This window comes from Parapedobacter pyrenivorans (assembly GCF_014636865.1).
Taxonomy (GTDB): domain Bacteria; phylum Bacteroidota; class Bacteroidia; order Sphingobacteriales; family Sphingobacteriaceae; genus Parapedobacter; species Parapedobacter pyrenivorans.
Genome location: NZ_BMER01000001.1, coordinates 2,461,495 through 2,482,395, shown reverse-complemented (window position 1 = coordinate 2,482,395; position 20,901 = coordinate 2,461,495). Strand labels below are relative to the sequence as shown.

Sequence of the window (20,901 nt, the reverse complement as noted above, 5' to 3'; positions counted from 1 at the left end):
GCTTCTACCGTTGCACACCGGCTACCTCAAGCATGAGGTAGTGCAGGTCGGTATTCCGTACAAACGGCTTAAGCAATTCTCGACATGCTCCATAGGCGGCAATTTCCACATGATCGCCCGAATGGCCCGTACTTGCCCAACCGACGGATGTGTACTTACGCTGGATATCGGCAAAATCAGCAAATGGCAGCTTATAGGGGTTGTACAAGCCATCTTCGTCCCGGTCGGTTACATAATGGGAAAGTAGCTGGATGGCTTCGTTCGCATTGATAGCATACCCTTGTGCATGCTCAATGCGCTCCCGTACCTGATTTGCCGTAAAATCTCGGTCTATCCCCTGCAATACCCAGTCATTGGTGTGTTTAAAACCGATGATCTTTTCAAAATCCTCGGTCGCACCAAAAAGGCCCGGATTGGCGTTGCCATGATCGGTCGTCACAATGACCAGCGTATTTCCATCGGCTTCGGCAAAAGCGACGGCTGTAGCCAACGCTTCGTCGAAGGCCAACTGGTCATATAATAACCCGCCAACATCATTCGCATGCGCCGCCCAATCCACCTTTCCTCCTTCCACCTGCAGCACGAATCCGTTACGGTTTTTCTGCAGGTGACGGATCGCTGTCCCTACCATCTCGGCCAGCGAAGGCGTAGTCGTTTTCAACGCGTCGTCATTTTCCCTGTCCAAGGCATATGGCAAACCATTTTGACTAAATACACCCAAGATAGGTGCGTCTTCCCCGGCTGCGTCAATGGCCTGCATTTCCGCCCTTGTTTTCGCCACCTGGAAACCGCTCCCCGCAAACTTACCAAACACGTCCTGCTTATCTTTCCGTTTATCTGTGCTGAAAAACTCGGCACCGCCCCCCATCATCACGTCAAAACGCAAATCGTGGTATTGCAGTGCGATTCCGGGCTGGTCAGAGCGGCTATCGCTATTCACACAAAATCCAGCTGGTGTGGCATGGGTAATCGGCACGGTCGTCACGCAGCCAACAGCTTTTCCGGCAGCCTTGAACTTCTGCAGAATCGGAACCGGCCGGCTTCCATCGGGAGCCACATTAAGCACCCCATTATTTACACGGACCCCACCACCCCATGAAGAGCTCGCCGCGGATGAATCGGTAACCAGGCTGTTTGCCGAAGCGGTATCCATCAATCCGCGGCTCACTACACCCCGATGATACAGCGACATCCATTCGCATAATGTACCGTCGCGACGCTCACTAAGCATGTTTGCCATGCTTAACGTCCCAACACTCATACCGTCACTAACCATGAAGATAATGTTTTTCGCTTTACTCCGTAGTGGAGATTCGAATGCTGCCGGACGGTCGCTCCCGGCCATCGAACTAAGGGGGGAGAGCACCGTTGCGCCCGCAGCAGCAATGGCTGTCTTTCTAAAAAAATCTCTGCGCTTCATCAAATAGAATTTTGAGTGGGTTGTTAAAATTTCCTAAAAATACGCAATTTATATAAACAACATGTGAAGCCACCATGATTTAATAGTACGTTCAGGCAATCAAGCCTGTCCCTTGAAACGGATATTATACATCGAAAATTCATCAAATGTATAGTGGACCATCCCGGCCAATTGTCGAGTTAAGGAGTGGATCAACCTGAACCCCAATGTTTCATTCGTCTGCTTACGTTTAGTTTCCGGTATGCCCACCCCATTATCCTTGAAAACCAATTCATAATCCCGATCCCCTTTATAGCTCACATCAACATGGATTTCGCCCGCTTCGCGACCTACAAAAGCATATTTCAACGAGTTGGTCGTCAATTCCGTCAGTATCAATCCAACGGATATCGCCGTATCGATATCCAATGAGACATCATTGGCCTCCACATGGAATTGCACACGCTTATTTCCGACATTGTAAATACTCAACAAATGCGCCCCCAACTGCTCAATATAGTCCTGGATATTTAACCGGTTGATGCTTTGTTGCTGATATAACTTATTATGGATAAGCGCAATGGAATTTATCCGGCTACTGCTTTCCTGCATCATGGTAATAACTTCCCGATTCGTGGTCTTCCTCGACTGTAGGCTAAGCAAACTGTTGATGATCTGGAGATTGTTTTTTACACGATGATGTATTTCCCGTAGCAATAGTTCATTCTGTTTGTTAGCTTGTTTCAAAATTTCGTTTTGGACCGATATCTCTGCGTTCTGCAACGCCACGCGGTGTGCCAGTTTATCCTTTTCCCGGAAATGGAAGTATAGGATGCCTAAAATCGTTAACAATACCACAATACCCGTAATCAGGCCGTAACGTTGATAACGGGTATTGGATAATAATAATTCCTGTTCTTTAATTTGTCGCTCAAACTTTTCCAGCTTGTAATTCTCACTCATTTCCATGCCCTGTCCAACGTATTGCGCGGCATAAAGGCTATCCTTAACATGTGCATAATCGCCAATCAAACTGTCCGCTCTACGAAGATCACCCGTAGCAAACAGGATTTTCGCATGCAGCAACCGAACCCGTAGCCGATCGGATTGCTGTGCCGCGCTTTTCAGTTGCGCATAAAGTGCTTCGCAGGTATCTAATGCCGTGTTGTAGTCGCCGAGAAAATACAACTCCGTGGCATATAACAGTTGAAAGCGGGATGTTAATCGATCATCGCCGATGGAATCGATTAAGTGTTCGGCCTCTTCAAGAATGTTAGCCAATCGACCTTCATCATGCATGCGGCCATACACGTCACCTTCGGTGAGCAACGTTTCCAGCAAATTCTTGTTGTCGGATGCTTCAACAAATGCCCGTCGTGCCAAATCCGTATAATGCAATGCACCGGTGTAGTCCTGTTGTTTCCCATAGCTGATGCTGTACTGCAAATAGATCGGGCCCAACGCATGGGTATAGCCGACAGCATTCGTCCACCGTTCGGCATCGCGAAGTATCGCGATTGCTTCTTTATAATCTCTCGAAATCGTGTTGTGATAATTGGCAAGTTGGATGCTCAATCTTACCTGATCAATACGATTCCCCTGCTCGTCAGCTACACGCAGGCCATTGAGGAAATTCTGCAATCCCGTATAATACCTTCCGTCATGGATGTAAATTTCTCCCAGTCGCCGGTAGCTATCGGGTAAGTTATCCATAAATTGCCCCTGCAGGTAAAGCGAGATCGCTTTTTCAAAATATCTTCCGGCAATATCCAGCGCTCCTTTTTGCTCATAAATACACCCCGTGTAATAATACCCGTCGGCTATCCCTTGGTCATAGCCGATGTCGATGGCCATTTTCCATGCCTTATTGACGAAATCATCCGATCGCTTCAAGTTGCCCTTCATCGAAAGAAAAGCTCCCCTATACCAGTCATTGATGATGGCAGTATCCGTATGTGATAACGGAGAAGGCCCTTGGAATGCTCGTGTAGAAGAACCAAGGATCACCAGTAAAATGAGCATTAAATAAAAATACAGGCAAATACGGTCCATCAGTTATACGTTTGCAAAACCACCGCCTCCGCCGTGACGTAGACGTAAAAATCTCACACCCAAATACGCTGCTCATCCCACATCGAGCATGTTTTAGCACTCAAAAAAACACAAAGGTAGACGATTAGGTATCCAATCAAGGACAATCCAAATATAACAGATTTCACGAACTAATCAAAACGATGGCCGCAAATAATTATTACCGGGCGAAGGCAGTTAAAACCCGGTTACAATACGGATTCCGCCATTGGTAAAGTCCATATCTGCCCGAGAAAGTCTTCCTATGGGGAGTTTGAAATAAGGTTCCACCGCGAGCGACAGCTTACTCGAAAGCGGAATCTTACGGCCTATGGAAAAATTCACGAAGCCAGTATATCCTTTTCCTTTCATTGGTTGATCAGCAATTTTTTCTTCCGAAAAAACAGCCGCTACAGCTGCTGCCAAATTCTTATCTGCAGCATAATTGTTCTCCAACGTCCGTTCATTGAGCCGAGCTACATAATGGGACGTACGCTGCTCGTTCAGGACGGCAACATAAGACACTCCTACCGACGTATAGAAACCTTTGGCTACCTCATAGCGCAGGTCAAAGGGTATATCCAGTGCAACCACGCTGCTCGTTACCGACGTTTCTTCGCGATATGCCTTCGCGTCAGCTACAAATCCAGCACTGCCGGTACTGGGGTTAGGAGCATTTGGAGTAGCGGAATACTCCATACCTGGTTCATAATTTGGATTCTGCCCTACACCCAGTTGACCAATCGATACACCGGATCCTAGAGAAAACTTGTCCGACAATCGGTACGCAACGGCAATTCCCCCGCCCATATTGACCTGCTCGCTGGTGAGGGACGGCGACACCACCAAACCCAAGTCCCATTTTCCCAGCGAACCTCGGGATTTATTTGCTGCAATCGCATAGGCCGGACTCGAGGTTTCCTGGTCAACCAGCCCTTCTGCCGAGAATGGGTTTACCGATTGGCCCGGTGTGTCCCGCTCTACGGTAGCAGCTAACCGCTGGGAAATGGGGTTCTCCTCAGTAACCGCTGTCGTATCGGCTAATCCAATTGCCTCGTCAAGCCTTATCGCATCTTCGGCTACCGTATCAGTCGCTGCAACTGCATCCCTGTTGACCACTGTATGGCCTACCGCCAATAGCTGTTCGTTTTCAGCAATTGACACAGGCAAAGCCGTGCCAACAGTGGCATCGATTGGTTGTTCTTCCTGTATCGATACTGACGTCGCTGGTTCTTGCGGAATAACCTGTTGCGAGCCCACACCTTGCCGGGCGAGATCGGGCTGCGCATGTTCGGGATTTTCCGACTGGCGCGTAAACCAAAATAATCCCACGGCCAACAACAGCACGGCAGCCGCACTCCAATAAGGCAACCACAATACCCGCCTAGCGGGCTTGGTATGGGCCCCGTCAAACCGCTCCCACGCTCCCTCCTTGTAGGGCTCGACGTGATCACGCAGGGTTTCCGCTATCCGTCGAATCAATTCCTTATTTTCTTCACGCTCGTTCATCTCAGCAATTATTAAAATCCGGCCGTGATATTTGTCGATGCCAAGTAAAGCTGTCTCAATTTCTTTTTCGCTCGTGTGAGGTACGTCCTGGAGGTACTTTCAGGTATCGCTAACAGCACCGAAACTTCCTCGTGCGAATATCCTTCCACCTCGTATAAGTTAAAAATGGCCCGTTGGATCTCCGGCAGTTGCGCAAGCAGCTTCATAATATCTTCAACGTGCAAATCCCCCGATACCGCCACACTTTGCTGTTGTATTTCACCTTCATTGATCTCGTCCAATGGTACAAATTGCTTTTGAGCCCGTAGAAAGTCAATGGAGATGTTTACCGCTATACGAGCCAGCCAAGCACGGAAGGACTTTTCAAAGCGCTCTCCGGCATCCCCGCTGCTGAATGTTCCGACTTTACCAAATGCCCGTATAAAACTTTCGTTGGTGAGCTCCTCGGCATCGTATTCATTTTTGACGTATCGCATGGTAATCGCACGAACATATCCGTAGCAATTTTTGTAAATGAATTCCTTGCTACGTTCATCCCCATTCTGGGCACAACTCCGCACCGCGCTCTCCAATGACAACGCTTGCTTCCCCTTCAAGTATCGGATATTGAAACTCACTACGCGGCTACACTACTATTAATCAGCTCTTTGAATTTACATCACAAATATACGCCCAATTCCCCCGGTATGTAGCCAGTTCTACGAAAAATTAATCATATAAGCCTAATATCACTTTATGTTATTAAGGGAACGTAAATAAAAACAAAAACGCTACACCACTTTCAGAACTTCTCGACCATTGCAATTAAAGCGCTTTTTAACTAAGTTTGCCGCTTAATTTATAGCGGATGAGTAGCGTACTATCTGAACAAGAAATACAGCGCAGGGAAGCGCTAACTAAGTTGGAATCTTTGGGGATCAATGCCTATCCTGCCCAGGCCTTCGAAATCAATGCCACCGCCAAGGATATCTTGGAAAATTATGAGCGCGATAAGCTGAACTATAAAAATATCAGCATTGCGGGCAGGATGATGGGTCGCCGCATCATGGGTAACGCTTCCTTTGTCGAGTTACAGGACGCTACCGGGCGGATTCAGGCTTACCTAAAACGCGATGACCTTTGTCCCGGCGAAGACAAGACCTTGTATAATACCGTCTTCAAGAAATTGCTAGATATCGGCGACTACATCGGGATAAATGGGTTCGTGTTTACCACCAATACCGGAGAGATTTCCATCCACGTGCAGGAATTGACATTGCTAGCAAAATCACTCAAGCCGCTGCCGGTAGTAAAGTCCGCGGATGGTAAAACCTTCGATGCCGTCACTGACCCCGAATTCCGCTACCGCCAGCGGTACGTCGATCTTGTGGTCAATCCGCAGGTACGGGATACCTTCGTGAAGGTGTCAAAGGTAAAAACTGCTATCCGGGATTTCCTAAACGAACGTGGCGCGCTAGAGGTAGACACCCCCGTATTGCAAAGCATTCCCGGTGGAGCTGCCGCCCGGCCATTTATTACACATCACAATGCGTTGGATATGCCGCTTTATCTTCGCATCGCAAACGAGCTTTACCTCAAAAGGCTCATTGTAGGAGGCTACGACTGGGTGTATGAATTTAGTCGCAATTTCCGCAACGAAGGGATGGACCGTACACATAATCCTGAATTTACTGTGCTGGAATTCTACGTGGCCTACAAAGATTACCTGTGGATGATGGAAATCACCGAAAAACTTTTTGAGCACGTAGCCATCGCCACCAATGGCACTGCCAACTTGCAGGTAGGCAACAAGCAAATCAATTTCGCAGCCCCATATCCCCGCGTAAGCATCTACGATGCCATCAAGGAGCATACGGGTTTCGAAGTGGATCAATTGGACGAAGGCGGGCTCCGTGATGTGTGCAAGCAACTGGGTATCGCTACCGACGAAAGTATGGGGAAAGGCAAGCTCATTGATGAAATCTTCGGCGAGAAATGTGAACACCACTACATCCAGCCTACCTTCATCATCGACTATCCTGTCGAAATGAGCCCACTCACCAAGAAACACCGTAGCAAAGCGGACTTGGTGGAGCGCTTTGAACTGATGATCAATGGCAAGGAGTTGGCCAATGCCTATACCGAGCTCAACGACCCCATCGACCAACGAGCACGATTTGAGGAGCAACTCAAATTGATGGAACGTGGCGATGACGAGGCTATGTTTATCGACTACGATTTCCTACGAGCATTGGAGTATGGGATGCCGCCCACGGCAGGCATCGGGATTGGTATTGACCGGTTAGCCATGCTCATGACCAATCAACAAAGTATACAAGATGTGCTCTTCTTCCCGCAAATGCGCCCGGAGAAAACGGCAAAGCAAGCAAGCGTAGCCGATTATCTTGCACAGGGGATACCTGAAGAATGGGTATCGGTATTGCAGAAAATGGGACTCACCACTATCGAAGCGTTAAAGTCGGCAAATCCCAACAAAGTTTTCAATGACCTTGGTGGCATGCGCAAGAAAATGAAACTGGAAATCCCCATGCCAACCAAGGATGAGGTGATGAAATGGTTTGACTAAGCTTTGGCATTCAGTGCCACCGCATACAGCTTCATTTGCTTCACCATGGAGAGGAGGCCATTCGCTCGTGTGGGCGAAAGGTGTTCTTTCAATCCGATCTCATCGATAAAATACAGGTTGCTGTTAGCGATTTGGTCGGGAGCGTGCCCGGATAACACCTTTACCATCAACCCGACCAGCCCCTTCGTGATGATGGCATCGCTATCCGCCGTAAATATGACCCTACCATCCTGGTGGTCGGCATGCAACCACACTTTCGATTGACACCCCTTGATTAAATAATGGTCTGTCTTGTATCGATCATCGATGAGCGGCAACTCCTTGCCCAATTGGATGATGTATTCGTATTTCGCCATCCAATCGTCAAAAAAGGAGAAGTCGTCAATAAGTTCGTCCTGTATTTCGTTGATAGTCATTGTTTGTTTCAGTACTTAGTAAGCGGCCTTCCCCTTCTTTCAACTTACCGTAGCATCGCGGCTGCCCGTTCTACACCGGCTATCAATGCATCGATATCCTCCGTGGTATTGTAGACGGCGATGGAAGCGCGTACCGTACCGGGAATGCCATAGCGATCCATAAGCGGCTGTGTACAATGATGGCCTGTCCGTACCGCTACACCTAGTTTATCTAAAATTACACCCACGTCGTAGGGATGCACGCCATCCAGCAAAAAGGAGACGACGCTCGATTTTTCCTTCGCGGTGCCAATAATTCGCAAACCCGGTATTTCTAGCAATCGTCTTGTCGCATATTCCAGCAATTCGTGTTCATGCCGTGCAATTTGGTCCAGTCCGATTTCCTGGATATAGTCGATGGCGTGTGCGAGGCAAATACCCGCTTCGATATTGGGCGTCCCCGCCTCATACTTGAAGGGGAGTTCATTGTATGTGGTCTTAGCAAATGTCACTTCCTTGATCATCTCTCCACCGCCCTGATATGGTGGCATCGCATTCAGCCACTTTTCCTTTCCATACAATATGCCTATCCCTGTCGGGCCGTACATCTTATGTCCGGAAAACACCAAAAAATCCACGTCAAGTGCTTGGACGTCTATGGGTAAATGCTGTATGGCCTGTGCAGCATCTACCAAAACGGCCGCTCCGCTTGCATGGGCCAAGTCAATGATTTCCTTTACCGGATTTACGGTACCCAAGGCATTGGATACGTACGTAATGGCTACCATCTTCGTTCGGTCACTAAGCATCGATCGATAAGCTGCCATATCCAATTCTCCGGCTTCATTGATGGGCACTACCTTCAATACCGCACCGCGTTCTTCACAAACGATTTGCCAGGGCACAATGTTGGAATGGTGCTCCATTGTCGAGATAATGATTTCGTCACCAGCGTGGAGAAATGCTTTTCCATAGCATGTTGCTACCAAATTGATGCTTTCCGTGGTTCCCTTGGTAAGAACAATTTCATGCTCGTGGGCCGCGTTGATAAAGGGCTTGAGCTTACGCCTCGTCACCTCGAAAGCATCTGTAGCCAATTGGCTAAGATGGTGTACGCCGCGGTGTACATTACTATTCAATTGGGTATAATAGTGAGCGATCGCGTCGATGACCTGTCGGGGCTTTTGCGTGGTTGCCCCATTATCCAAATACACCAGCGGCTTGCCATTTACCGTTCGGGTCAGGATAGGGAAGTCTTTCCTTACATTGTTGACGTCGAACCGCTCCAATACTGCTGTCCGTTCCATAGGATACAAAGGTACAAGTATTTTGTTAAGCAACCCTACTTAAAAAACCGAGCTCCGTAGCTAACCATTACATAAATAGGGATAATCAGCGCTATCCAGGACAGCACATGCCAGATTCCTGTACCTATAATAGCCAGTAGCAATCCGATTATTGTAACAACAAACAGTAGGATAGGCTTGCTCCAGATTTTGACAAAATCATTGCTTTTAGTCGCCATCTTCATCAACGGTTAGTAGCGTAAGTGACCCGGCATTTTTCATTAGCCTTTTCAGTTGCACCTGCTTCGCTTTGCGCCGGGCAAACCAAAGATAAATTCCCGACACCAGCACGATGATCGTCAGGATATCCAGAATCGCCCAGATTACCTTCATCGGCATCCCCCCGTAATCACCGAAGTGGAAGGGTTGGGAGATAAAAATAGTTTTCAGGTACCAAGGAAGATCCTTAATGGCTGTGAGTCCTCCATTTTTGGCATCGATCAATGCAGGTTTGATAATCCGCGAAGTAAGCGGCGTCGTGCCAATCATATACACAGCGTAATGGTGCCTGCTCGAGTATAACGTACCCGGATAAGCCACAAAAGACACTTCCATACCGGGTGCCGCGGCCCGCGCCGTATTCAGGGCAGCTTGCAGTGAGCTAAATGGTGGCGCTACTTTCGGTTGGTCTTCGTATTCGGCAACCATGTCAGCCAGCTGCCCTGCACGCCACATTTCCAGCGCCGGATCTGCTAACGTGTTGATCACCCCGGAGAGTCCAACTACAGACGCCCATGCCAATGTGACAATCCCAAGTAAGTTGTGAAGATCAAGCCACCGAAGCCTTACAGACTTCTCCGTACGGATCATACCAAAATCATAGCGTTTCATGATCGGTCCATACAGCATTACGCCCGATATGATCGCCAACATAAAAAGAAGGCCCATCAGACCAAGGAAGAGTTTACCGGGTATCCCGGCAAGCATTTCGACGTGCAGATAGTACATCACCAACATAAAATCCATTTCATTTGGTGGTGCGTCCAATACCTTCGCGGTGTGTTCGTCCATGGTCAGGTAATGGTCGGCCTCGATAGGTGCTTCAGACGAATCGGCCAACGTAACAAACATTTGTCCCGGATGATGGTCTCCGTCCCAAAAAATGTACTTCACTTCCTTTCCAGGTATTTCATTCATCGCCTGCTGCAGTACAACGTCTTTAGAAAGCGGGGCGGCCTCCGGCAGCGGGATGGTTGCCTCAAGTTCTTCATGTATGAGGTGGTCTATTTCCTCATAGAAAATCAGGGGTAAGCCGGTGATGCACAACATCAGTAGAAAGACCGTACTGACCAAGCTTGTCCACTTGTGGATGTTGAACCAATTTTTTATTGTCTGTGCTTTCACGTGTGGAAGATAAACAATTCTCGAAAATGGTTAAAATTTATAAGCCACACTGGCCGCAAAATTGCGCCCCTTCTGTGGGTTTACCGACCAATAGCCAATATAGTAGGTTTCGTCTGCCATGTTATTCATGTTGAAAGCGATCCGTACGTGCTCCCCATTGTAAAACAAGCTCGCATTAACCAATGTATATGCCGGCAGATAGAAGACCCCGGTCTGGCTATTGTCGATGACCTTATAACGGCTGGCATAGTTCCCCCCTATCCCCAATCCATAATTTTTAAGTTTGCCGCCTAGGAATTTATAGGTAGCCCACATATTGACGAGGTTTTGTGGTCCTTGGCCTCCCGGGCTACGGCCGGGCTCCGAATAAAAATCGTTGTCATTGCCTTCGATCACTTGGGTTTCGTTATAACTATAGCCCGCTATCACGCTCAACCCTGCAAGCGGGTGGGCACTGAAGTCAAATTCAATTCCTTTACTCCCTACTTTACCGCCCTGCACCGAGTTATTCGGATTTTGGGGATCGGGATATACCCGGTCTGATACCTTGATATCATATACCGACACCGTGGCATACAGCTTATCAGCGAACAGGTTGGTTTTTACGCCATATTCCAATTGATTGGCCTGCTCGGGTTTGAACGACTGTACACGGAGGTAATTCCCGTCCTGATCAAACACCTGTTGGGGCGAAACGTTGATAAAAGCATTCATATAGTTGGCAAACAGCGAAACCTTATCCAGCACCGGTTGGTATACCAAACCGAATTTGGGCGACAGCGCAAACTGGTCGTAGTTATCATCCGGCGTGTTCATCTCGCCTTTGGAATCGAAATAATCAGCTCGTAGGCTCACCATGGCCATGATACCCGGCGTCACATTCAGTACGTTGGAGAAATAAGCACCGTATGAGCTGTTTGATATATTGCTATTTACGCCCTCCAGTCCACCGAGTAGATTTTCAATGGAAGCCTGTGTGAGATAAACTGGTGGCATATCCTCTCCGGTAAACGGATCAATGTAATTGACATCGCCTTGGGGGGTTACGTTACGGGCCCATCCCCACCCCGAGCCATGATCGATGACATTCCGGTCGTAGTAATCGAGGCCGATCAACAGGCGGTTTCGCAATGTGCCAATTTTAAAGTCGCCATTAAAATTCTGCTGAATAACCGTCGTATTCGTCGTTTGCTGTTCCTTGTGGAAGTACTGGCTGAAATCATTGTCGCCGGCTACGTCATCCCAAATATACGTATAATAGCCGTTTGATTTCACGGTTCCCCGTGAAATCACCGTGTGAGAGGTCCATTGGTCAGCTAACTTGTACACCATTTGCCCTTGAAGATTATACTTGGGGTTTTTGATGGTAATGTCGTTACTTGTAAATGACAGGGAATTGTTGAGGTTAAGTTCTTCAATACTTGTGAAATCAAGTGGACTAAGCCGATCCGAATGAAAAAACACAGGTGCAACAGATCGCTCTTCCTCCAGGATTTCTGCCAGCACTTGGAAAGACAGTCGATCATTGACCTCATAGGCTAACGCCGGGGCTATAAAAAACGATTTCTTAAAGCCTGCGTCCTGAAAACTGTTCTCCGTATGGTACGCGGTATTAATCCGCAACGCAATCTTTTCTGTTTTGCTCAGCGGCGTGTTGATATCTGTCGAAATGCGATTCAGACCGAAACTACCCAAATTGTAGGTTACCTCGCCACCAAAACCAAGGTAAGGCTTTTTGGTGACGGTATTGATTAAACCGCCGTAACTGTAAAAGCTGCCACCAAATAAGGTCGCTGAAGGCCCCTTCATCACCTGGATTTCCTCCACGTTGGCCGGGTCAAGGTTCCCACTGGTCAACCCGGGCAATCCGTTGGTCAGTGCCGGCTGGGCGTCAAACCCCCGAAGAGCAAAATAAGCTGCGCCATCGCCAGCTCGTCCGGTTGCCTCCCAAGTTCGTGTGATACCGGGCACATTGCGTAGCGCGTCATCGTAGCTGGTGATTACCTGCTGCTTTAATAGTTCAACAGAAACAGCATTGTACACCTGCGGGTTTTCCAGGTTGGTGAGTGGAATCTTCGCTATAACGGTCGGCTTGTTGGCTGATAATTGTGAAGAAACGATGACTTCCCTCAACCTCGCCGAATTTTCGGGGAGTACAAAATCGATCACCGCCGTTCCACCGGATGTTACGGTTACCGTTTTTACCTGCGTTCCCAGTCCAACAAAAGACGCCGTCATGGTATGTACACCTACAGGTACGTTATGGATTTCATAATTACCGTTACGGTCTACTACCGTTCCCTTACCGGCACCTTTTACCGATATATTTACGGACTCAGCCGGACGGCCGTCATCAGTGGTAACTGATCCGTTGATATTACCCGTTTGGGCGAATGCAACCACGGAGTACAAGATAAAGAAAACGGTATAGTAATATGTAGCGCTCATGAAGAATTGATTTCATGGCAAAAATATTATTTAAATCGATTCTAAACCATTTATTTTAAAATAATCTAAATAAATAACCCGGTATTGAGTTCTTCCCGCCATAAACGGCAAAACAAAGACGGAAAAGTTAACAGCCTTTTTACATAACGAACATGTGACATGACAGATTTAACGGGCCTCCTGTTTGATGACGGTCTGATATTTGTGCGGCTAGGACAGATACTAAAACTAACACGCTTTAATGAAATACCTACTGCATACAGTGCTTCTATTCCTGTGCTTTCCGGCATTCGCCCAGCAATACACTATCCAAGGAAGTATTCAGCACGCAAGCGGCAATACACCGTTTCCCAACGCAACGGTTTCGCTGATTAATACACCAGACTCCATAATCCTGAGCGAAACGGTTACTCATTCGGATGGCACATTTGATTTTGAGGACGTAGCTGCGGGTAATTACCTGTTGCGTATACAATATCTCGGATACGAAACCCTCGACGAACAGGTAGAAGTGACTAAAAACACAACTATCGGGACGCTATACCTGCTGGAAAACGCACGGCTTCTGGATGAGGTGACCATTATGATGCGGCCGCCCGTGGGTGAGCAGCGTGGCGACACGACCCAATTTAACGCGGCCGCATTCCAGACGATGAAGGACGCTACCGCCCAGAATCTCATCGAAAAAATGCCCGGAATGGGCAACGAGGATGGCAGTCTCCAAGCCCAAGGTGAAAACATCACACAGATCCTTGTGGATGGCAAGCCCTTCTTCGGCACGGACGTCAAAGCCGCCCTGCAGAACCTGCCTGCCGAAATCATCCAGAGCATCCAGGTCTTCGACAAACTAAGCGATAAGGCCGAGTTAAGCGGATTCGACGACGGTGAGCGACTGAAAACCATCAACATCATCACCAAGCCCAATAGCCGGCGAGGCCTCTTTGGCAAAGCTTCGGCCGGATATGGCGATAACGACCGCTATATGGCAGGCGCCAGCGTAAATGCCTTTAATGAAGACCAGCGCCTCACGATTACCGGACTAACCAATAACATCAACGCTGTAGACTATTCCGCCGATCCGAACAGCCAAGGAGAAGTCCGCCCTCAAAATGGAATTATCAATACCAATCGTATTGGAGTCAACTACACCGACAATTGGGGAGAAAAAGTCGAACTCAACGCCAGCTACCTGTTTAACCATCGCAAAAATTTCGGCGAGTCCTCCCTCTTCCGTGAGTATGTCCTCCCCGATGATGACGGCCAGCGATATACCGAATCGAGCACAAATACACGCCGGAATATGGAGCATCGCTTTGACATGCGATTTGAATACAACATCGATAGCAATAACCGGATTCTGTTCCGGCCGAACTTTTCGGCAGAGCTCGATAAAGAAAGCAGCTTTTTTACCGGAAACACGTCAGCGAACTCCGGCCCGATGAATCAAACTGAAAACCGTCGACAGGCCACTAATTCAGATATCGATTTCGATAGCCGGCTTTATTACAGCAGACGCTTCGCAAAACCGGGCCGTAGCCTCCGCCTGGGGTTGGAAACAGGTAACCACAAAAACGATGACGATGCAGACCGGCAAGCAGCGAATATATTCTATGATCCGGCCGAGCGCCTGGAGAACATCAGCCAAAACATCGTCCGAGTACGCAAAGGGTTTTCTTGGGAAGCCAGCGCATCGTATACCGAACCGATCGGCAAACGTGGCATGGTGGAGCTGGAATATGAAGTGGGCAATCGTAAAGACGATTCGGACCAGCTGACCTATGATACGGACGAAATGGGAAACCGGTTGCGCATCGACACGATGCTCAGTAACACTTTCAATAGCAAATATCTTGCACAAGAGGCAGAAATTGGCTATCAATATGCGTTGGAGAAACTGCGGGTGCAGGTAGAAGCGGAGTTCCAGCACGCCCAGTTAACAAACGATCAAGAATTTCCCAGCACTTTCATTTTACACCGCACATTCCGGAGCGTGTTGCCTTCAGCCCGTATCGACTATGAATTCACAGATTCCAAAAATCTTGAATTTGATTATGACGCGCGCACGAATGCGCCGTCCATCGGAGATCTGCAGGGTGCTATCGACAACTCCAATCCATTGCACCTCCGTACGGGGAATCCAAACCTTGACCAATCATACAGCAATCGCTTTCGCTTGCGCTATCGGAGTTATAACCCGCAGACCGAACGTAGTTTCTTTGCCCAAGTCCAGTCTTCCCTGACCTCCAATAATGTGGTCAGTAGCACGACTATCGCCAGTGAACCCATTGAATTAGCCGAAGGCATCGTCCTTGAACGAGGAGCTCAACTCACCAGGCCAGTCAATTTGGATGGGTACTGGGACCTTCGGTCCTATTTTCACTATGGCCTGCCCGTTCGTTTCCTTCCTTCCAACTTCAATGTACACGGGGGCATTCGGTACAGTCATAGCCCCGGGATGATCAATGACGAGATCAATACCGTCAATTCAATGCGCTATAGCGGTGGTCTCTCGTTGAGTAGTAACATCAGTGACCGCATTGATTTCAATATCTGGACACGATCCTCCTTCAATAACGTTGAAAATTCGCTGCGCCCCACACTCAACAACAACTTTTTCAACCAAAGTACGCGTGTGAATTACAATTGGATTTTATGGCAAAACCTAGTGTATCGGTTAGACCTTAACCACCAATTCAATACAGGCCTTTCAGAAGGATATGATAACAGTATTTTCCTGGTCAATATGGCGATTGGCAAGAAGTTATTGAAGAACGAACGGGCCGAAGTCAGTGTAAATGTCTACGACCTGTTCGGCCAGAATAATAATATCCAACGTGACATTACGGAAACGTATATCCAGGATTCACAGTCGAATGTATTGCAACGCTATTTCATGTTGAGCTTTACCTATAATATCCGACATTTTGCAAGCGGAACAACAGTCGACGATTACGAAGAGCTATATAACTAATCCGCCTGGCATCATTCCACTTGCTGCAAAACAAATAGTTGCAAAAACCGGCCATCCTTGTGTTCCATATACCGGTTAAAGACAAGCGATGTGCCGTCAGGTGACCAATTAGGTGCACCGACCGGCTTGTCCGCGTCGTCGAAACGCCGGGTAATTCGCCGGGATTCCCCTGTTGACAAATGCGTGACGAATAGACTATTATCGGCTGGATAAGCGACCCATTGCCCGCTCGGATGTAGATTGAACGGGCCCTGTACGGGAAACGGGTTATAACTAAGCTGACGGGGCTGCCCGCCGTTTGGCGAAATGCCAAAAAGCTGTATCACGCCACCGTCATCGGTAGCTAAGTAAATAACCAGGGTTCCGTCGGGTGTCGTACGCAACCAGTGCCTTGGTCCTTCAACGCCTCCATCGGAATAAGTAATCCGCCGCTGTTCAACACCGGCTGGCACCGCCGGCCGGGTAGTTGCGGTACCTTCCAAGGGTTGCCCGCTGACTCCTTGTGTCAAATCTTGCGGCAAATCTGCCACAAAAATCTCCGTAACCATTTGCCCTGTTTTGTCGCGTACATTCCCTTGAAAAGCGATCGCCTTCGATTGCTTACTTCCATCCGGCTTGATGTAGCCGTCTACCCCGATCCAGCATTCATCAAATGCCCTGTCGATTTCATCACTCCCCGGCGTGGGATTTTCGGTCACCTTGGTAACCACGACCGAAAAGTACGAGCCATTATTGTTTTCCAGCATCGCATCATCGTCAACCAAGACGTTACCCGGCACCATCACCCCCACCATGCGTAGGTCTGAAACCGACGAATCCGTTCCTGCCAATTGCTCCATTACATAATCATTATACGTGAAGCTGATCCATGTACCATCGGCACTCCACGAATGTGCGTGGGTACCGCCACGAAGTGCTCCCTGCGTAAACGGAAAGCTAACGTCACGGGCATCCATAAAAATGGGCTGCCCGGGCCTGCTCACGTCTATTGCAACCCCTGTGCGCCGGGTCATACCATAGGGCCGGAATGCGTCCGCATTCCGGACACCATGGATAAAGAGCACGCGATCCAAGATTGGCGAAAACGTCGCAGCGCCTACCCCTGGCCCATACCGTGTTTGGTTGGGAGTGCGGTATAGCTCCCGTACCTCAGCGGTCTTTACATTCACCATCTCAATCGTACCCGTGCTGCCAATCTGTGTATCGTCATTGCGGGTATCATATACAATCCATTGACCATCTCGCGAAAACACTTGGGTATGGTGGATGGTGTGTCCTTTCGGACCAGTCGTAAGTTGGCGTTCGTCAAAATTCATCATCGAGGTATCTGGGTGATGGCATGACCACACAATCCCTAAAAAGGGAAAAATGCTCCACAGGCGTTTTGCCGTTAACCTTACCATCACAGCAAAAATACGTATACCTATTTCATACAATCCTATAGCATATTATTAGAGGGTTGTATGATATTGACGTAAAATTTCTACCGCAGAATCGTTTTTCTCAATAATTTTCAAGAGTTTAGTCATTAATTAATTAACCAAAAAAGCAACATGAGATGAAGCACATGAACTATTCACCGAAATGCCGTCGTACGACTCGATCGATAGCTTTAGGCCTGCTGTTTGGGCTAATTGCGATACTGGCCGATGCCCAACCCAGCTGGATGACGCAGGAGCAAAAACTGGAACCCGTCGTGCAGCAAATCGTTACGGAAGCCAACAACAACTCACACTTGAAGCAGCTTGCTCATGAATTACTGGATGTAGTAGGTCCCAGATTGGTCGGCACACCGCAAATGAAAAACGCCCACGATTGGGCGGTAGCCAAATACGCAACATGGGGAATCGATGCCCGTTACGAGGAATTTGGCGAGTGGCGCGGCTGGGACCGGGGCATTTCCCATATCGACATGGTATATCCACGCGTAAAGACCTTGGCGGGCACCCAATTGGCTTGGAGCCCCACAACAGGCGGTAAAGCGGTAGAAGGTGAAGTCATTACCCTCCCGGATGTAAGCGATTCAGTGGCTTTTCAGGCCTGGTTGCCCAATGTAAAGGGTAAGTATGTAATGATATCGATGTTACAACCTACCGGACGACCGGATTACAATTGGGAGGAATTCGGTCTACCCGAATCGGTCGAACGAATGAAAGCGGAACGTGATTCGCTGACGGAAAAGTGGCGTGATAAAATCGCGGCTACCGGAGTCTCTTCCCGTTCCTTACCGCGTCTGTTGGAAGAGGCCGGTGCAGCCGGAATCCTCGAGTGTTATTGGTCGCGCGAGTTTGGCTCAAATAAGATATTCGGTGCACGCACCACAAAGATCCCTTCACTAGACATTTCACTGGAAGACTACGGAGTGCTATACCGGTTGGCAGAGAACGGCCATAAGCCCCGCATCAAGGTGGAAACCGAGTCCAAGGATCTCGGCACGGTACCGACGTTCAATACCATCGCTGAGATCAAAGGGACGGAGAAACCGGATGAATATGTGATTCTTTCCGCACACTTCGATTCTTGGGAAGGTGGATCAGGCGCTACGGATAACGGTACAGGTACGGTCACCATGATGGAAGTGGCCCGTATCCTGAAAAAAGTGTACCCCAGTCCTAAGCGGACCATACTCATCGGCCACTGGGGAAGCGAAGAACAGGGACTAAATGGTTCCAGAGCCTTCATATTAGACCACCCAGAGATTGTAGAGAAAACACAGGCTGTTTTCAATCAAGATAATGGTACTGGGCGGGTCGCCAACCTCAACGGGTCGGGCTTCCTACATGCATATGACTTCATGGGCAGGTGGATGGATGCGGCTCCGCGGAATGTCACGCAGGGCATCGAAACCGACTATCCGGGGTCGCCCAGTGGCGGGGGGTCCGATCACGCGTCATTTGTGGCTGCCGGCATTCCGGCTTTCATGATGAGTTCACTCTCTTGGGGATATGGGACCATTACCTGGCACACCAATCTGGACACCTATGACAAATTGATATTCGACGACTTGAAATCCAATGTCATCCTCATTGCCACATTGGCCTATAAGGCCAGCGAAGAATCCGAATTGGTAGACCGTGAAAAACGGGTAATGCCCTTAGGCAGAGATGGACAGCCCGGTCAATGGCCCGTAATCCGTCAACCGCGGCGTAACGGAGTTGGCTATTGACACCGCACGGGATGGGTTGCTTGCATGCACCTATCCCGTCATTGGCTTCTTAGCCCACGAATATTCCACGAAATCGACACCCGAAAAATCTGGCTGAAACGAATCCGGGCGACTGATTTTCATGAGCAATTCGAATGATTTCGGATAAGGCCTTTCAAACAAACTTCCCGCCGGGATGTAGGGAAATGAATCCAGATACGTTTCCACCTTATTCGGAGAAACACGTCGATGGATATATACCCGATGGATATCATCGGGATGCTTGATACCGGCTGCACCCATCAGTTCGCCTGCGCTTTTCACCGTTTCGTGGTGAAAATTTGCTACCCGTACCCGCTTTTCCGCTACGACCAACCCCTTTACCAAATGAGGGGCTTGGGTAGCCACGCCGGTAGGACAAGTATTAGCATGGCATTGCAGCGCTTGGATACAGCCAAGCGCCATCATCATCCCCCGGGCACTATTGCAGATATCTGCACCAAGGGCAAAGTTCTTAACCAGATCAAAACCAGTGGCAATTTTTCCCGCAGCGATGATCTTAATATGGCGTTTGAGATTGAACCCCGTCAAGCAGTCATAGACAAAGGCCAACGCATCACGTAACGGCATCCCCACCGAATTGGAAAATTCCAGTGGCGCCGCCCCGGTTCCTCCTTCCCCACCATCCACCGTGATGAAATCGGGATAGATATCCGTTTCCACCATGGCCTTGCAAATGGCGATGAACTCGCTTCGATGGCCGATACACAACTTAAACCCAATGGGCTTTCCATCAGATAAGTCGCGTAGTTGCTTCACGAAATCCAGCAGTCCGAGCGGTGTGGAGAACTTCCGATGAAATGGTGGCGAGTCGACCTCCTTTCCTACTTCCACCAAACGGATACGTGCTACCTCGGGCGTGACCTTTATTGCTGGTAGGATACCTCCGTGCCCTGGCTTTGCACCTTGCGATAATTTGATTTCAATCATTTTTACCTGAGGATGCTTCGCTTTTTCGGCAAACGCATCGGGATTGAAGTTTCCATCTGCGTGCCGGCACCCGAAATAGCCGGTGCCGATCTGCCATACCACGTCGCCCCCACCTGCCAAATGGTAGTCGGTAAGCCCACCCTCGCCGGTATTGTGATAAAAACTACCGATCCTTGCGCCCTCGTTCAACGCCATTACCGCATTTTTACTCAGTGAACCGTAGCTCATCGCAGAGATGTTAAATACACTACTTGAATACGGCTGGGTGCATTGCGGCCCACCAACGGTAACACGCGGATGTTCATTGATTTTGAAATAGTCGATGGCCGTGATGCTATGGCTCAACCATTCATAGTTATTGTCGTACACATTCAATTGGGTACCGAACGGTGTGGTATCCAGCACTTTTTTTGAACGCTGATAAATTACACTCCGAAACATCCGGCTGAAGGGGCGACCCGTCGTATCGCTTTCCACAAAATACTGCTGGATTTCAGGACGGATGCTTTCGAACAAATACCGCAGTCTGCCAAACAGTGGAAAATTACGCCGGATGGCCTGCTTGGTTTGCATGATGTCCAACACACCCATCAGGATCAACGGGACCACAACAATCAGGCTCCACAATACCGGAGGCCACCAAATGCAAGTTACTCCGATAATGGCAACGAGCCACACGGCACTGTATATAAATTTTTTCCGCATAAGCCAAAGCTGC

13 protein-coding genes are annotated in these 20,901 nt (G+C 48.8%); 3 read left to right on the top strand and 10 right to left on the bottom strand.

Features of this window, described 5'->3' with window-relative positions:
* Positions 1-4: 4 nt before the first annotated feature.
* The 4 genes from IEV98_RS09755 to IEV98_RS09740 all read right to left on the bottom strand — a co-directional run bounded on the left by IEV98_RS09755 (position 5) and on the right by IEV98_RS09740 (position 5,595).
* Positions 5-1,420, bottom strand: coding sequence for an alkaline phosphatase (locus IEV98_RS09755; protein WP_188505653.1), 1,416 nt, complete (start codon positions 1,418-1,420; stop codon positions 5-7).
* Between the two features lie 99 nt (positions 1,421-1,519).
* Positions 1,520-3,451 carry a sensor histidine kinase gene (locus IEV98_RS09750; protein WP_229738653.1) on the bottom strand — a complete coding sequence of 644 codons (1,932 nt, stop codon included), beginning with the start codon at positions 3,449-3,451 and terminating at the stop codon, positions 1,520-1,522.
* A 216-nt stretch (positions 3,452-3,667) separates the two neighbouring features.
* Entirely contained in the window at positions 3,668-4,978 is a 1,311-nt protein-coding gene (locus tag IEV98_RS09745; RefSeq protein ID WP_188505651.1) for a hypothetical protein, read from the bottom strand.
* An 11-nt stretch (positions 4,979-4,989) separates the two neighbouring features.
* Positions 4,990-5,595: an RNA polymerase sigma factor gene (locus tag IEV98_RS09740; RefSeq protein ID WP_188505650.1), complete on the bottom strand. Its 606-nt coding sequence runs from the start codon at positions 5,593-5,595 to the stop codon at positions 4,990-4,992.
* A gap of 230 nt (positions 5,596-5,825) precedes the next feature.
* On the opposite strand from IEV98_RS09740, the gene lysS reads away from it, so the two are divergent.
* The gene (lysS, locus tag IEV98_RS09735; protein WP_188505649.1) at positions 5,826-7,544 is read left to right on the top strand and encodes a lysine--tRNA ligase; all 1,719 of its coding nucleotides are present in this window, start codon (positions 5,826-5,828) and stop codon (positions 7,542-7,544) included.
* Here the strand turns inward: lysS and IEV98_RS09730 are convergent.
* The 4 genes from IEV98_RS09730 to IEV98_RS09715 form a co-directional block, all read right to left on the bottom strand.
* The gene (locus tag IEV98_RS09730) at positions 7,541-7,960 is read right to left on the bottom strand and encodes a SufE family protein (protein ID WP_188505648.1); all 420 of its coding nucleotides are present in this window, start codon (positions 7,958-7,960) and stop codon (positions 7,541-7,543) included. The two genes, lysS and IEV98_RS09730, sit on opposite strands and share 4 nt — an antisense overlap.
* Before the next feature lie 44 nt (positions 7,961-8,004).
* Positions 8,005-9,246 (bottom strand): cysteine desulfurase, encoded by a 1,242-nt coding sequence (locus tag IEV98_RS09725; RefSeq protein ID WP_188505647.1) that lies wholly within the window; start codon positions 9,244-9,246, stop codon positions 8,005-8,007.
* A 207-nt stretch (positions 9,247-9,453) separates the two neighbouring features.
* On the bottom strand, positions 9,454-10,629 hold the full coding sequence (locus tag IEV98_RS09720) for a PepSY-associated TM helix domain-containing protein (protein ID WP_188505646.1): 1,176 nt from the start codon (positions 10,627-10,629) through the stop codon (positions 9,454-9,456).
* A gap of 30 nt (positions 10,630-10,659) precedes the next feature.
* On the bottom strand, positions 10,660-13,077 hold the full coding sequence (locus IEV98_RS09715) for a TonB-dependent receptor (RefSeq protein WP_188505645.1): 2,418 nt from the start codon (positions 13,075-13,077) through the stop codon (positions 10,660-10,662).
* Positions 13,078-13,318: 241 nt separating this feature from the next.
* On the opposite strand from IEV98_RS09715, the gene IEV98_RS09710 reads away from it, so the two are divergent.
* Positions 13,319-16,048 carry a TonB-dependent receptor gene (locus IEV98_RS09710; protein WP_188505644.1) on the top strand — a complete coding sequence of 910 codons (2,730 nt, stop codon included), beginning with the start codon at positions 13,319-13,321 and terminating at the stop codon, positions 16,046-16,048.
* Positions 16,049-16,059: 11 nt separating this feature from the next.
* Here IEV98_RS09710 and IEV98_RS09705 read toward each other — a convergent pair whose 3' ends face one another.
* A complete protein-coding gene (locus tag IEV98_RS09705) occupies positions 16,060-17,451 on the bottom strand; it encodes a DUF3748 domain-containing protein (protein ID WP_229738652.1) in 1,392 nt (463 codons plus the stop codon).
* 155 nt (positions 17,452-17,606) lie between these two features.
* Here IEV98_RS09705 and IEV98_RS09700 point away from each other — a divergent pair, with 155 nt between their 5' ends.
* The gene (locus IEV98_RS09700) at positions 17,607-19,214 is read left to right on the top strand and encodes a M20/M25/M40 family metallo-hydrolase (RefSeq protein WP_229738651.1); all 1,608 of its coding nucleotides are present in this window, start codon (positions 17,607-17,609) and stop codon (positions 19,212-19,214) included.
* Between the two features lie 30 nt (positions 19,215-19,244).
* Here IEV98_RS09700 and IEV98_RS09695 read toward each other — a convergent pair whose 3' ends face one another.
* Complete coding sequence (locus IEV98_RS09695) at positions 19,245-20,888, bottom strand: FMN-binding glutamate synthase family protein (protein WP_188505643.1); 1,644 nt, start codon at positions 20,886-20,888, stop codon at positions 19,245-19,247.
* Between the last annotated feature and the right edge of the window lie 13 nt (positions 20,889-20,901).